Annotated in this window: 15 protein-coding genes; 14 read left to right on the plus strand and 1 reads right to left on the minus strand. The window is 58.5% G+C overall.

All coding sequences use genetic code 11. The features are described 5' to 3' along the window. Window positions 1–121 precede the first annotated feature (121 nt). From cysJ to cysH, 3 genes are read left to right on the plus strand one after another with little or no spacing between them, the layout of a single operon-like run. Window positions 122–1,927, plus strand: a complete 1,806-nt coding sequence (gene cysJ / locus ACTJI7_RS19340) for an NADPH-dependent assimilatory sulfite reductase flavoprotein subunit (RefSeq protein WP_440670861.1) — start codon at window positions 122–124, stop codon at window positions 1,925–1,927. After that, the gene (cysI, locus tag ACTJI7_RS19345) at window positions 1,927–3,639 is read left to right on the plus strand and encodes an assimilatory sulfite reductase (NADPH) hemoprotein subunit (protein WP_045261277.1); all 1,713 of its coding nucleotides are present in this window, start codon (window positions 1,927–1,929) and stop codon (window positions 3,637–3,639) included. Before cysJ ends, cysI begins: the two co-directional genes overlap by 1 nt. Window positions 3,640–3,654: 15 nt before the next feature. Next, complete coding sequence (cysH, locus tag ACTJI7_RS19350; RefSeq protein ID WP_047367481.1) at window positions 3,655–4,389, plus strand: phosphoadenosine phosphosulfate reductase; 735 nt, start codon at window positions 3,655–3,657, stop codon at window positions 4,387–4,389. A 44-nt stretch (window positions 4,390–4,433) separates the two neighbouring features. On the opposite strand, the gene ACTJI7_RS19355 is transcribed toward cysH, so the two are convergent. Then, entirely contained in the window at window positions 4,434–5,477 is a 1,044-nt protein-coding gene (locus ACTJI7_RS19355) for an aminopeptidase (RefSeq protein ID WP_047367482.1), read from the minus strand. Between the two features lie 246 nt (window positions 5,478–5,723). Here ACTJI7_RS19355 and cysG point away from each other — a divergent pair, with 246 nt between their 5' ends. The 11 genes from cysG to ACTJI7_RS19410 all read left to right on the plus strand — a co-directional run bounded on the left by cysG (window position 5,724) and on the right by ACTJI7_RS19410 (window position 14,423). After that, window positions 5,724–7,073: a siroheme synthase CysG gene (gene cysG / locus ACTJI7_RS19360; RefSeq protein WP_162269371.1), complete on the plus strand. Its 1,350-nt coding sequence runs from the start codon at window positions 5,724–5,726 to the stop codon at window positions 7,071–7,073. Window positions 7,074–7,082: 9 nt separating this feature from the next. Beyond that, window positions 7,083–7,991 carry a sulfate adenylyltransferase subunit CysD gene (gene cysD, locus ACTJI7_RS19365; RefSeq protein ID WP_008499613.1) on the plus strand — a complete coding sequence of 303 codons (909 nt, stop codon included), beginning with the start codon at window positions 7,083–7,085 and terminating at the stop codon, window positions 7,989–7,991. 9 nt (window positions 7,992–8,000) lie between these two features. After that, window positions 8,001–9,425: a sulfate adenylyltransferase subunit CysN gene (gene cysN / locus ACTJI7_RS19370; RefSeq protein ID WP_199886703.1), complete on the plus strand. Its 1,425-nt coding sequence runs from the start codon at window positions 8,001–8,003 to the stop codon at window positions 9,423–9,425. Further along, window positions 9,425–10,030: an adenylyl-sulfate kinase gene (gene cysC, locus ACTJI7_RS19375; protein ID WP_028014242.1), complete on the plus strand. Its 606-nt coding sequence runs from the start codon at window positions 9,425–9,427 to the stop codon at window positions 10,028–10,030. The genes cysN and cysC overlap by 1 nt, the downstream gene beginning before the upstream one ends. A gap of 58 nt (window positions 10,031–10,088) precedes the next feature. Beyond that, a complete protein-coding gene (locus ACTJI7_RS19380; RefSeq protein WP_028014241.1) occupies window positions 10,089–10,415 on the plus strand; it encodes a DUF3561 family protein in 327 nt (108 codons plus the stop codon). A 79-nt stretch (window positions 10,416–10,494) separates the two neighbouring features. Continuing rightward, window positions 10,495–10,806, plus strand: coding sequence for a cell division protein FtsB (ftsB, locus tag ACTJI7_RS19385; protein WP_003862095.1), 312 nt, complete (start codon window positions 10,495–10,497; stop codon window positions 10,804–10,806). A 19-nt stretch (window positions 10,807–10,825) separates the two neighbouring features. Beyond that, a complete protein-coding gene (gene ispD / locus ACTJI7_RS19390; protein WP_126326394.1) occupies window positions 10,826–11,536 on the plus strand; it encodes a 2-C-methyl-D-erythritol 4-phosphate cytidylyltransferase in 711 nt (236 codons plus the stop codon). Further along, a complete protein-coding gene (gene ispF, locus ACTJI7_RS19395) occupies window positions 11,536–12,015 on the plus strand; it encodes a 2-C-methyl-D-erythritol 2,4-cyclodiphosphate synthase (protein ID WP_006811766.1) in 480 nt (159 codons plus the stop codon). Before ispD ends, ispF begins: the two co-directional genes overlap by 1 nt. Next, window positions 12,012–13,061, plus strand: coding sequence for a tRNA pseudouridine(13) synthase TruD (gene truD, locus ACTJI7_RS19400; RefSeq protein ID WP_045261236.1), 1,050 nt, complete (start codon window positions 12,012–12,014; stop codon window positions 13,059–13,061). The genes ispF and truD overlap by 4 nt, the downstream gene beginning before the upstream one ends. Continuing rightward, window positions 13,042–13,803 carry a 5'/3'-nucleotidase SurE gene (gene surE / locus ACTJI7_RS19405; RefSeq protein ID WP_041908434.1) on the plus strand — a complete coding sequence of 254 codons (762 nt, stop codon included), beginning with the start codon at window positions 13,042–13,044 and terminating at the stop codon, window positions 13,801–13,803. The genes truD and surE overlap by 20 nt, the downstream gene beginning before the upstream one ends. Beyond that, complete coding sequence (locus tag ACTJI7_RS19410) at window positions 13,797–14,423, plus strand: protein-L-isoaspartate(D-aspartate) O-methyltransferase (protein ID WP_028014237.1); 627 nt, start codon at window positions 13,797–13,799, stop codon at window positions 14,421–14,423. Before surE ends, ACTJI7_RS19410 begins: the two co-directional genes overlap by 7 nt. Window positions 14,424–14,503 lie beyond the last annotated feature (80 nt).

Raw genomic sequence — 14,503 nt, forward strand, 5'->3', positions numbered from 1 at the left:
TCCATTTGGTTATTTATTATTTCCATCCCTTCTTTAATTGTTATTATCCACGCCGTTAACCTTATCTTCAGTTTGGATTTATTCGCTTAAAGTCCGCTTGGCTACTGGAACATAACGACGCATGACAACACAGGCCCCACCTTCAAATTTGCTTCCCCTTAACCCGGAGCAACTGGCGCGCCTTCAGGCTGCCACCTCTGATTTTTCTCCCACTCAGCTTGCCTGGGTCTCCGGTTATTTCTGGGGAATGCTCAACCAGCAGCCTGGCGCGGTGGCTGGCGCACCGGCAACGGCCGTGGAAATTCCTGCCATTACGCTGATTAGCGCCTCGCAGACGGGCAACGCCCGCCGCGTGGCCGAAGCGCTGCGTGATGATCTGCTGGCCGCCAAACTGAACGTGAACCTGGTCAACGCCGGGGATTATAAATTCAAACAAATCGCGTCAGAAAAACTGCTGGTGATGGTCGCCTCGACCCAGGGTGAAGGTGAACCCGCTGAAGAAGCGGTGGCGCTGCATAAGTTCCTGTTCTCGAAAAAAGCGCCGAAGCTGAACGGCACGGCGTTTGCCGTCTTTGGCCTGGGCGATACCTCCTATGAATTCTTCTGCCAGTCCGGTAAAGACTTCGACAGCAAGCTGGCGGAGCTGGGCGCGGAGCGCCTGCTGGACCGCGTGGACGCGGATGTGGAATACCAGACTGCCGCCGCTGAATGGCGTGCGCGCATCGTTGAGGTATTGAAAGCCCGCGTCCCGAAAGAGACGCCAGCACAGGCCGCGGTGACCGCTGCGGGCACCGTCAATGAGATCCACACCAGCCCGTACACCAAAGAGTCGCCGCTGACGGCGAGCCTGTCGGTGAACCAGAAAATTACGGGCCGCGACTCGGAAAAAGACGTGCGCCATATTGAAATCGATCTTGGCGACTCCGGCCTGCGCTATCAGCCTGGCGATGCGCTGGGCGTCTGGTATCAGAACGATCCGGCACTGGTGAAAGAGCTGGTGGAACTGCTGTGGCTGAAGGGTGACGAGCCCGTCACCGTTGACGGCAAAACCCAGCCACTTTCAGAGGCGCTGCAGTGGCATTTCGAGCTGACGGTGAACACCCCGAATATCGTCGAGAATTATGCCACCCTAACGCGCAGCGAATCCCTGCTGCCGCTGGTGGGCGACAAAGCGAAGCTGCAGCATTACGCCGCGACGACGCCGATTGTCGATATGGTGCGTTTCTCTCCGGCACAGCTGGATGCCGATGCGCTGATCGGTCTGCTGCGTCCGCTGACCCCACGCCTGTACTCTATCGCCTCTTCCCAGGCGGAAGTGGAAAGCGAAGTTCACGTTACCGTCGGCGTGGTGCGCTACGACATCGAAGGCCGCGCCCGCGCGGGTGGGGCATCAAGCTTCCTGGCGGACCGCGTGGAAGAAGAGGGCGAGGTGCGCGTCTTTATCGAGCACAACGACAACTTCCGCCTGCCGGCGAACCCGGAAACGCCGGTGATCATGATTGGTCCGGGCACCGGCATTGCGCCGTTCCGTGCCTTTATGCAGCAGCGTGCCGCGGACGACGCGCCGGGTAAAAACTGGCTGTTTTTCGGCAACCCGCTCTTTACCGAAGATTTCCTCTACCAGGTTGAGTGGCAGCGCTACGTCAAAGAGGGCGTACTGACCCGCATTGATCTGGCCTGGTCCCGCGATCAGAAAGAAAAAGTATACGTACAAGACAAACTGCGCGAACAGGGCGCAGAGCTGTGGCGCTGGATCAATGACGGTGCCCACATTTATGTCTGCGGCGACGCCAATCGCATGGCGAAAGACGTTGAGCAGGCACTGCTGGAAGTGATTGCCGAATTCGGCGGTATGGATGCCGAAGCGGCGGATGAATTTTTAAGTGAGCTGCGCGTTGAGCGCCGTTATCAGCGAGATGTCTACTAATGAGCGAAAAACATCCAGGGCCACTGGTGGTCGAAGGTAAACTGACAGACGCCGAGCGCATGAAGCTGGAAAGCAACTATCTGCGCGGCACCATTGCTGAAGATCTAAATGACGGCCTGACCGGCGGTTTCAAAGGCGACAACTTCCTGCTGATCCGTTTCCACGGCATGTATCAGCAGGACGACCGCGATATACGCGCCGAGCGTGCAGAACAGAAGCTGGAGCCGCGTCACGCGATGCTGCTGCGCTGCCGTCTGCCGGGCGGGGTGATTACCACCAAACAGTGGCAGGCGATCGACAAGTTTGCCGGTGAAAACACGATCTACGGCAGCATCCGCCTGACCAACCGTCAGACCTTCCAGTTCCACGGGATTCTGAAGAAGAACGTGAAGCCGGTGCACCAGATGCTGCACTCCGTGGGTCTGGACGCGCTGGCGACCGCCAACGACATGAACCGTAACGTGCTCTGCACCTCGAACCCGTACGAGTCCGAGCTGCACGCCGAAGCGTATGAGTGGGCGAAGAAAATTTCCGAGCACCTGCTGCCGCGTACCCGCGCCTATGCGGAGATCTGGCTCGATCAGGAAAAAGTCGCCACCACCGACGAAGAACCGATCCTCGGTCAGACCTACCTGCCGCGTAAGTTCAAAACCACGGTGGTGATCCCGCCGCAGAACGACATCGATCTGCACGCCAACGACATGAACTTCGTGGCGATTGCCGAAAACGGCAAGCTGATTGGCTTTAACCTGCTGGTGGGCGGCGGCCTGTCTATTGAGCACGGTAACAAGAAAACCTACGCCCGCACCGCGAGCGAGTTCGGCTTCCTGCCGCTGGAGCACACGCTGGCCGTGGCGGAAGCGGTAGTGACCACCCAGCGCGACTGGGGCAACCGTACCGACCGTAAAAACGCGAAAACCAAGTACACTCTGGAGCGCGTGGGCGTTGAAACGTTCAAAGAGGAAGTGGAGCGTCGTGCGGGGATCAAATTTGAGCCGATCCGCCCTTACGAATTCACCGGTCGCGGCGATCGCATCGGCTGGGTGAAAGGCATCGACAATAACTGGCACCTGACGCTGTTCATTGAAAATGGCCGTATTCTGGATTATCCGGGCCGCCCGCTGAAAACCGGTCTGCTGGAAATCGCGAAGATCCACAAAGGCGAGTTCCGTATCACCGCTAACCAGAACCTGATCGTCGCCAGCGTGCCGGAAAGCGAAAAGGCGAAAATTGAGGAACTGGCGCGCGAGCATGGGTTGATGAATGCGGTGAAGCCACAGCGTGAAAACTCGATGGCCTGCGTGTCGTTCCCGACCTGTCCGCTGGCGATGGCCGAAGCCGAGCGTTTCCTGCCGTCATTCACCGACAAAGTGGAAGCGATTCTGGAAAAACACGGCATTCCGGACGAGCATATTGTTATGCGCGTGACGGGCTGCCCGAACGGCTGCGGTCGCGCGATGCTGGCCGAGCTGGGGCTGGTGGGGAAAGCGCCGGGTCGCTACAACCTGCACCTGGGCGGTAACCGTATCGGCACGCGTATTCCACGTATGTTCCGCGAGAACATCACCGAGCCGGAAATTCTTGATTCCATCGACGAGCTTGTCGGGCGCTGGGCGAAAGAGCGCGAAGCGGGTGAAGGCTTCGGCGACTTTACGGTGCGTGCGGGCATCATTCGCCCGGTGCTCGATCCCGCCAGGGATTTCTGGGAGTAACCACGAGAGGTAATTATGTCCGTACTCGATCTAAACGCCCTTAATGACCTGCCAAAAGTCGAACACATTCTGGCCCTGGCAGAAACTAACGCTCACCTTGAAAAGCTGGACGCCGAAGGGCGCGTGGCGTGGGCGCTGGAAAACCTGCCGGGAGAGTATGTGCTCTCGTCGAGCTTTGGTATTCAGGCGGCTGTGAGCCTGCATCTGGTGAATCAGATCCGTCCGGACATACCGGTGATCCTCACCGATACCGGCTACCTGTTCCCGGAAACCTACCAGTTTATCGACGAGCTGACGGACAAGCTCAGGCTGAACCTTAAAGTCTACCGCGCAACGGAAAGCGCGGCCTGGCAGGAGGCGCGCTACGGCAAGCTGTGGGAGCAGGGCGTTGAGGGCATTGAGAAATACAATGAGATCAACAAAGTTGAGCCGATGAACCGGGCGCTGAAAGAGCTGAACGCCCAAACGTGGTTTGCCGGCCTGCGCCGCGAGCAGTCCGGGAGCCGCGCAACCTTACCGGTACTGGCGGTACAGCGCGGCGTATTCAAAGTGCTACCGATTATCGACTGGGATAACCGCACGGTGTATCAGTACCTGCAAAAACACGGACTCAAGTACCATCCGCTGTGGGACCAGGGCTACCTGTCCGTGGGCGACACCCACACCACGCGCAAATGGGAACCGGGAATGGCGGAAGAAGAGACGCGATTCTTCGGGCTGAAGCGCGAGTGCGGGCTGCACGAAGGGTAATGTTTTTTCGCCCGGTGGCGCTGCGCTTACCGGGCTTAACGACATCAGGCTTTGCCCGCTTTCGCCAGCTCCTTCACCAGCGGCAGCATCACTTTCACGACATCCCGGCTGCGGTGCTCAATCCGCTGCGGCAGCGTTTTATCAATGTGCTGCTGATTATCCAGCCGCACATCATGCCAGCTGGTCCCGTCCGGGAACGCTTTCGATTTAGCGCGCTGCTGATAGCCATCCTTTTTGCCCAGCGCCCAGTTCGTCGCCTCGACGTACAACACCGGAATGCCTGCCTTATCAAACACTTCCCCGTCGTTACAACAGCCAGTGCCTTTTGGATAATCCGGGTTACCGCCTGGGTTTGTTGCGGCATAGACGCCATGCCTACGGGCAAGCGCCAGCGCGCGGTCGCGGGTGAGTTTACGCACGCTGCTCGGCGTGCTCTGTCCACTATTAAAATAGAGCTTATCGCCCACGATCAGGTTATCGAGGTTAATCACCAGCAGCGTATTTTTCTTCTCCTCAGCGCTCATCCGTTTAAGGAGATTCTCAGCGCCGAGTTTTCCTTCTTCTTCGCCGCTGGTCGCCACAAAGCGAATACCGTATTTCGTCGGAATATTTTTAAGGCGTTCAGCCAGTTCAAGCATCACGCCGAGACCCGCTGCGTTATCGTCCATGCCCTGCAGCGTCAGTCCCCCGAGGTTATTATCAATATCGGCGTCGCTCATTGGCGCATAGGTATCCAGGTGCGCCATGATAATAATCTGCTCAGCCGCTTTCCCCTCATGCGCCGCAATCACCGTGCTGCCGGTCACGTTATGCCAGTTTTGCGTTTTATTGCGTGAGGTATAGATGTAGCGGCTGTGAAACGAGCGTATGTCACTCTGGTAGCCCATCTGTGCAAACTGCTGGCGAATATAGTCGGCGGAGAGCATCTCCGCGGGTGAACCGGTCATGCGGCCAGGGAAAACCGTCGCAATATGTCGCGCCTGCATAGTGGCGATTTCGCCATAAGGTTGATTTTTTGCCTGAGCCGGAAGGATAAAGCAAACGCCGAGCGCCAGGGCAGCAATACGGTGGCGCGTTGCGGAAAACATAGTGAGTCCTTAAAAACAGAGCAAAATAATAACGTGCATAGTATGAAACTGTGATCGTCCATACACAATTTGAATTGCTCTTAAATGCCCGAAATTTCGCGTGTTAAGCATTTTTTGGTATTTGCTTTTTCACGGCGTTATTCCATTGAGTAACTACTCATTCCAATTCGTAATTTCATTCGATCTAAGCCGCCCCCTATAGTCCCTCTATTCCTCGTTGTTAGTGAGTTGTTGCCTGTGGACTATCTGCCCCTTTTTGCCGCCTTAAAAGACCGACCGGTACTAGTTGTCGGCACGGGAGAAATTGCCGATCGCAAAATCGCGTTTTTGCAGCGCGCAGGGGCACAGGTGCGGGTTGTTGAAGAGGCGGATTTCGACGAGTCACAGATCGACAGCGTGGTGCTGGTGATTGCGGCGACTGAAAATCGGGAACTTAACCGGCGGGTCTCCGACGCGGCCCAGGCCCGTTACCGTCTGGTGAACGTGGTGGACGACCAGCCTTTATGCTCGTTTATCTTCCCGTCGATCGTTGACCGCTCGCCGCTGCTGGTGGCGATCTCCTCCGGCGGCACCGCGCCGGTGCTGGCGCGCGTGCTGCGGGAAAAGATCGAAGCGCTGCTGCCGACCAGCCTCGGGCGCATGGCGGAGAAAGCCAGCTACTGGCGCAACCATTTAAAAAACCGCCTGACCAGCGTGACGGAACGCCGTCGCTTCTGGGAGCGCGTATTTCGCGGCCGCTTTGCCAGCCTGATGCAGGCGGGCAATGAGACGGCGGCGCAGAAAATTCTCGAAGACGAACTGGATAATCCCGGCAGTACGGGCGGGGAAATTATTCTGGTGGGAGCCGGGCCGGGCGATGCCGGTTTGCTGACGCTGCGCGGCCTGCAGGTGCTGCAGGATGCGGACGTGGTGTTCTACGACCACCTGGTCACCGACGGTGTGCGCGAGCTGATCCGTCGCGATGCGGAGCAAATCTGCGTCGGCAAACGGGCGGGGGAACACTCCGTGCCGCAGCACGATACCAACCAGATGCTGATTGCCGCCGCGAAAGCGGGCAAAACCGTGGTGCGCCTGAAAGGGGGCGACCCGTTCATTTTCGGTCGCGGCGGTGAAGAACTGCAGGCGGCAGCCGAAGCTGGCGTGCCGTTCCAGGTGGTGCCCGGCATCACGGCGGCGTCAGCCGTCACGGCCTACGCCGGCATTCCGCTGACCCATCGCGATTACGCCCAGAGCGTCACCTTTGTGACCGGGCACTACAAGGCCGACAGCACGCCGTTCGACTGGTCGCACCTCGCCCAGAGCCGACAAACGCTGGCGATATACATGGGCACGATGAAGGCCGCAGACATCAGCGAACAGCTTATTCAGCACGGTCGCGAGGCGACGACGCCCGTTGCCGTCATTTCTCGCGGTACGCGCGTCGATCAGCATGTCGCTATCGGCACATTACAAGACCTTGCAACCCTGGCGAAAGACGCCCCGATGCCTGCCCTGATCGTGGTGGGAGAGGTGGTGCAGCTGCACAGCACCCTCGCCTGGTTCCAACACACAACCGATACAGAAGGCTTTGGTTCTTCTGTTGTAAATTTGGCTTAAGGAACGGTTATGGACCAAAAACGACTTACTCACCTGCGGCAGCTCGAAGCGGAAAGTATCCATATTATCCGCGAAGTGGCCGCCGAGTTCTCTAACCCGGTGATGATGTACTCCATCGGTAAAGATTCCAGCGTCATGCTGCACCTGGCGCGTAAAGCGTTTTATCCGGGCACGCTGCCGTTCCCGCTGCTGCACGTGGATACCGGCTGGAAATTCCGCGAAATGTACGAATTCCGCGACCGTACCGCCAAAGCCTACGGCTGCGAGCTGCTGGTGCACAAAAATCCGGAAGGGGTGGCGATGGGCATTAACCCGTTCGTCCACGGCAGCGCCAAGCATACCGACATCATGAAAACCGAAGGGCTGAAGCAGGCGCTGAACAAGTACGGTTTTGACGCGGCCTTCGGCGGCGCGCGGCGTGACGAAGAAAAATCCCGCGCCAAAGAGCGTATCTACTCCTTCCGCGACCGCTTCCATCGCTGGGATCCGAAAAACCAGCGCCCGGAGCTGTGGCATAACTACAACGGCCAGATCAACAAGGGCGAAAGCATTCGTGTCTTCCCGCTCTCTAACTGGACCGAGCTGGATATCTGGCAGTACATCTATCTGGAAAACATCGAGATTGTTCCGCTGTACCTGGCCGCCGAGCGCCCGGTGCTGGAGCGCGACGGCATGCTGATGATGATTGACGACGATCGTATCGACCTGCAGCCGGGTGAAGTGATCAAAAAACAGATGGTCCGTTTCCGTACCCTCGGCTGCTGGCCGCTGACCGGCGCGGTGGAATCGAACGCGCAGACGCTGCCGGAGATCATCGAAGAGATGCTGGTGTCCACCACCAGCGAGCGACAGGGGCGCGTGATTGACCGCGACCAGGCCGGCTCCATGGAGCTGAAGAAACGTCAGGGTTATTTCTAAGGAGCCGCCATGAACACCACTATTGCTCAACAAATTGCCAACGAAGGCGGCGTGGAAGCGTATCTGCACGCCCAACAACATAAAAGCCTGCTGCGCTTTCTGACCTGCGGCAGCGTGGATGACGGGAAAAGTACCCTGATTGGCCGCCTGCTGCACGACACGCGCCAGATTTATGAAGATCAGCTCTCTTCCCTGCATAACGACAGCAAGCGTCACGGCACCCAGGGCGAAAAACTTGACCTGGCGCTGCTGGTGGACGGCCTGCAGGCGGAGCGCGAGCAGGGCATCACTATTGACGTGGCCTATCGCTATTTCTCCACCGAGAAGCGCAAGTTTATTATCGCCGATACCCCGGGGCACGAGCAGTACACCCGCAATATGGCGACCGGCGCATCCACCTGCGATCTGGCGATCCTGCTGATAGACGCCCGTAAAGGCGTGCTGGATCAAACCCGTCGCCACAGCTTTATCTCCACTTTGCTGGGGATCAAGCACCTGGTGGTGGCGGTCAACAAGATGGATCTGGTGAACTTCAGCGAAGAAAAATTCGAGGAGATCCGCCAGAGCTACCTGACCTTTGCCGAACAGCTGCCGGGCAACCTGGATATTCGCTTTGTGCCGCTCTCGGCGCTGGAAGGGGATAACGTCGCCTCCCAGAGCGCGAACATGCCGTGGTACAGCGGTCCGACGCTGCTGGAAGTGCTGGAGACCGTTGAAATTCATCGCGTGGTCGACACTCAGCCAATGCGCTTCCCGGTGCAGTACGTGAACCGTCCAAACCTCGATTTCCGCGGCTTCTCCGGCACTATTGCTTCCGGTTCCGTGAAGGTGGGGCAGCGCGTGAAGGTGCTGCCATCCGGCGTGGAGTCAGCAATAGCTCGCATCGTGACGTTCGACGGCGACCTGCAGGAAGCCGGGGCAGGGGAAGCGGTCACGCTGGTGCTGAAAGACGAAATTGATATCAGCCGCGGTGACCTTCTGGTCGACGCGCAGGAGACGCTGGCGGCGGTGCAGGGCGCGTCCGTGGACGTGGTGTGGATGGCCGAACAGCCGCTGACCGCAGGCCAGAGCTACGACATCAAAATTGCGGGCAAGAAAACCCGCGCCCGCGTGGACGGCATTCAGTTCCAGGTGGACATCAACAACCTGACCCACCGTGATGTGAGCGAGCTGCCGCTGAACGGTATTGGCCTGGTGGATCTGACCTTCGACGAGCCGCTGGTGCTGGATCCGTATCAGCAGAACCCGGTGACGGGCGGGCTGATCTTTATTGACCGCCTGACCAACGTTACCGTCGGCGCGGGCATGGTGCGCGAGCCTAACGCGCAGGCGAGCGTGACCTCTGAGTTCAGCGCGTTTGAGCTGGAGCTGAACGCGCTGGTGCGTAAGCACTTCCCGCACTGGGGCGCCCGCGATCTGCTGGGAGGCAAGTAATGGCCGCCCATGATGAGAACGTCGTCTGGCATCCTCATCCGGTCACCGTCGCCCAGCGCGAACAGCTTCACGGCCACCGTGGGGTGGTGCTGTGGTTTACCGGGCTGTCTGGCTCCGGTAAATCCACGGTGGCGGGCGCGCTGGAAGAGGCGCTGCATCAGCAGGGAGTAAGTACCTACCTGCTGGATGGCGACAACGTGCGTCACGGCCTGTGTAGCGATTTGGGGTTCAGCGACGACGACCGCAAAGAGAACATTCGCCGGGTAGGTGAAGTCGCCAGCCTGATGGCAGACGCCGGGCTGGTGGTGCTGACGGCGTTTATCTCGCCACACCGCGCAGAGCGCCAGATGGTGCGCGAGCGCGTGGGGCAGGATCGCTTTATCGAAGTGTTTGTCGATACGCCGCTGGAGATCTGCGAAGCGCGCGATCCGAAAGGGCTGTACAAAAAAGCGCGTGCCGGCGAGCTGCGAAACTTCACCGGAATTGACTCGGTTTACGAAGCGCCTGAATCGCCTGAGATTCATCTGGAAGGTCAACAATTGGTAACAAATTTAGTAAGCCAATTATTAGACCTGCTCAGACGGGACGATATTATCAGATCCTGAGGCGGTATCGTTCGGGAGCTGTCTTCCCGAACGATGAGTCACGGTCACAGGATTAGCTATGCGCAACAGTGAAAACTACATTATCACCACCGGGTCGGAACCGTTAACCACCGACAATGAGACGACCTGGTCCTTCCCTGGGGCGATAGTCGGCTTTGCGTCGTGGTTACTGGCGCTGGGTATCCCGTTTTTGATCTACGGTGGTAACACCCTTTTCTTCTTTCTCTACACCTGGCCCTTCTTCCTGGCGCTGATGCCCGTTGCGGTCGTTGTCGGGGTTGCGCTGCACTCCCTTTTCAACGGCAAGCTCCTGTACAGTACGGTTATCACGATTGCCACCGTTGTCGTGATCTTTGGCCTGCTGTTTTTATGGCTGATGGGCTAACTTGCGACATAATTAAAACCCCGCAGTAGAGTCGAACGGAAAGTTATGGGATGATGATGCCGTTTTTTCAGGGGGCAGGATGGGTAAACTAACGCTGCTGTTGCTGGCTTTGCTGGTCTGGCTGCAATATTCGTTGTGGTTCGGTAAGAACGGGCTGCACGACTACAGCCGGGTGAGCGATGACGTCGCGGCTCAGCAGGCAACAAATGCCAAACTTAAGGCGCGTAACGATCAACTCTTTGCTGAAATTGATGACCTCAATGGCGGCCAGGAGGCGATTGAGGAGCGCGCACGCAATGAACTCAGTATGACTAAGCCGGGCGAAACCTTTTATCGTCTGGTTCCGGATGCGTCTAAACGCAATCAGGGCTCAGCACAAAACAATCGATAATCAGGCCCAGGATTACGACATGGCAGCAACTTTTTCGGACGTATGTGCCGTGGTGCCGGCCGCAGGTTTTGGTCGGCGCATGCAGACAGAATGTCCCAAGCAGTACCTCTCAATTGGCGATAAAACGATCCTTGAGCACGCCGTGGCGGCGCTGCTGGCGCACCCGCGGGTGACGCACGTGGTCATCGCCATCAGTCCCGGCGACGACCGCTTTGCGCAGCTGCCGCTGGCAAACCACCCACAGATTACCGTAGTTGATGGCGGCGCCGAGCGCGCCGATTCCGTGCTGGCGGGCATTCAGGCTGCCGGAAGCGCCCAGTGGGTGCTGGTCCATGACGCGGCACGTCCGTGCCTGCATCAGGACGACCTGGCACGCCTGCTGGCGCTGAGCGAAACCAGTAAAGTGGGCGGCATTCTGGCCGCGCCGGTGCGCGACACCATGAAGCGTGCCGAGCCGGGCAAGCGTGCTATCGCCCACACCGTTGAGCGCGTCGACTTATGGCACGCGCTGACGCCGCAATTTTTCCCCCGCGAACTGCTCCACGACTGCTTAACGCGTGCCCTTAATGAAGGCGCGACCATCACGGACGAAGCCTCCGCGCTGGAGTATTGCGGTTTTCACCCCACGCTTGTTGAAGGGCGCGCTGATAATATAAAAGTGACGCGCCCGGAAGATTTACAGCTCGCGGAATTTTATCTTACCCGTTCGACCCATCAGGAGAAGGCATAATGCGAATTGGACACGGTTTTGATGTACACGCCTTTGGCGGAGAAGGCCCAATTATCATTGGCGGCGTACGTATTCCTTACGAAAAAGGGCTGCTGGCGCATTCTGATGGCGACGTGGCGCTGCATGCGCTGACCGACGCGCTGCTCGGCGCTGCCGCGCTGGGTGATATCGGCAAGCTGTTCCCGGACACCGACCCGGCCTTTAAAGGGGCGGACAGCCGCGAATTGCTGCGCGAAGCGTGGCGCCGTATTCAGGCGAAAGGTTACACCCTCGGCAACGTCGACGTGACGATTATTGCCCAGGCCCCGAAAATGCTGCCGCACATTCCGCAGATGCGCGTATTTATCGCTGAAGATCTGGGCTGCCATATGGACGACGTCAACGTCAAAGCCACCACCACGGAGAAGCTGGGCTTTACCGGTCGTGGCGAAGGGATTGCCTGTGAAGCCGTGGCGCTGCTGGTGAAGGCGGCAAAATGACGGACTTCGATAACCTGACATACCTGCACGGCAAGCCCCAGGGGAACGGGGTGCTGAAAGCCAGCCCGGAAGATTTCCTCGTGGTGGAGGATCTGGGCTTTGAGCCCGATGGCGAAGGCGAACATATCCTGGTGCGTATTCTGAAAAACGGCTGCAACACCCGCTTTGTGGCCGACGCGCTGGCAAAATTCCTCAAAATTCACGCCCGGGAAGTGAGCTTTGCCGGGCAGAAAGATAAACACGCCGTCACCGAGCAGTGGCTCTGCGCCCGCGTGCCCGGCAATGCGATGCCTGATTTAAGCAAATTTGAGCTTGAAGGCTGTAAGGTGCTGGAGTATGCCCGCCACAAGCGCAAGCTGCGCCTGGGGGCGTTGAAAGGCAACGCGTTTACGCTGGTGCTGCGCGAAGTGACTAACCGTGAAGACGTTGAAAAGCGCCTGAATGCCATCAATGAACGCGGCGTTCCGAACTACTTTGGCGCGCAGCGCTTTGGCATTGGCGGCAGCAACCTGCAGGGCGCGCTGCGCTGGGCGCAAAGCGATGCGCCGGTGCGCGACAGGAATAAACGCAGTTTTTGGTTGTCGGCGGCCCGCAGCGCGTTGTTTAATCAGATTGTGAGCGAAAGGCTGAAAAAACCGGACGCGAATCAAGTTGTTGTTGGCGATGCGCTACAATTAGCGGGACGCGGAAGCTGGTTTGTGGCAACGGCCGAAGAAATGGCCGATGTGCAGTCGCGCGTGGATGCCAAAGCGCTGATGATTACCGCAGCTTTGCCGGGCTCAGGCGACTGGGGCACCCAGGGCGACGCGTTGAGCGCTGAGCAGTCCGCCGTGGCGGATGCGCCGGAATTACAATCCTTGCTGGTGCGGGAAAAAGTCGAAGCAGCGCGCCGCGCGATGCTGCTCTATCCGCAGCAGTTAAGCTGGAACTGGTGGGATGACGTGACCGTCGAGTTACGCTTCTGGCTGCCGGCAGGTAGCTTTGCCACCAGTGTTGTCAGGGAACTAATCAACACCTCGGGTGATTATGCGAATATTGCTGAGTAACGATGACGGGATCCACGCGCCGGGCATTCAGACCCTGGCGAAGCACCTCCGTGAATTTGCGGATGTGCAGGTCGTGGCCCCCGATCGTAACCGCAGTGGAGCGTCTAACTCACTGACGCTGGAGTCGTCGCTTCGCACCTTTACTTTTGAAAATGGCGATATTGCCGTGCAGATGGGCACGCCGACGGACTGCGTGTTTCTGGGCGTGAACGCACTGATGCGCCCGCGTCCGGATATCGTCGTCTCCGGCATTAACGCCGGGCCGAACCTCGGCGATGACGTGATTTACTCCGGAACGGTAGCGGCGGCAATGGAAGGGCGCCATCTGGGGTTCCCGGCGCTGGCGGTCTCGTTAAACGGCCACACGCACTACGATACCGCCGCCGCGGTGACCTGCTCGATCCTGCGGGCGCTAGGCCGCGAGCCGCTGCGTACCGGTCGCATTCTCAACATCAACGTGCCGGATCTTCCTCTCAATGAAATTAAGGGCATTCGCGTTACGCGCTGCGGAAGCCGGCATCCGGCCGATCAGGTGATCCCGCAGCAGGATCCTCGCGGCAACACGCTTTACTGGATCGGGCCTCCAGGCGATAAGTGCGATGCGGGTCCGGACACCGACTTTGCCGCCGTGGATGATGGCTATGTCTCGGTCACTCCGCTGCACGTAGATTTAACCGCGTATAGCGCGCATGATGTGGTGTCGGGCTGGCTGGATCGCGCAGGAGTGAACGCGCAATGGTAAGCAAACGTGTACAAACTCTTCTGGAACAACTTCGCGCACAGGGGATCCGCGACGAGCACGTGCTTGAAGCGCTCGCTCAGGTTCCGCGTGAGAAATTTGTAGACGAGGCGTTTGAACACAAAGCGTGGGAAAACGTAGCGCTACCCATCGGGCAAGGCCAGACGATTTCGCAGCCTTATATGGTGGCGCGGATGACGGAGCTGCTGGAGCTCACGCCCGACTCACGCGTGCTGGAGATTGGCACCGGGTCGGGGTATCAGACCGCCATCCTGGCGCATCTGGTACACCATGTCTGTTCCGTAGAGCGGATCAAAGGTTTGCAATGGCAGGCGCGTCGTCGCCTGAAACAACTTGATTTACATAATGTTTCGACACGACACGGTGATGGATGGCAGGGTTGGCAGGCTCGCGCCCCGTTTGACGCTATCATCGTGACGGCGGCTCCGCCTGAAATTCCCGCTGCGCTCTTGTCGCAGCTGGATGAGGGGGGCATTCTTGTTCTGCCCGTCGGGGACGAGCAGCAGCTATTGAAGCGCGTTCGTCGGCGCGGCGGCGAGTATATTATCGACACCGTGGAAGCCGTGCGCTTTGTGCCTCTGGTAAAGGGGGAGTTGGCCTGAGACTCGGATTTATCCAGGGTTATTAAGGCAAATTCAGCGTATGGTGTGGCGCGAAAGATTCGTGTCATCACGGTAAATTT

The sequence above is a fragment of the Enterobacter sp. 22499 genome (assembly GCF_052044815.1).
GTDB classification, from domain to species: Bacteria; Pseudomonadota; Gammaproteobacteria; order Enterobacterales; family Enterobacteriaceae; genus Enterobacter; species Enterobacter bugandensis.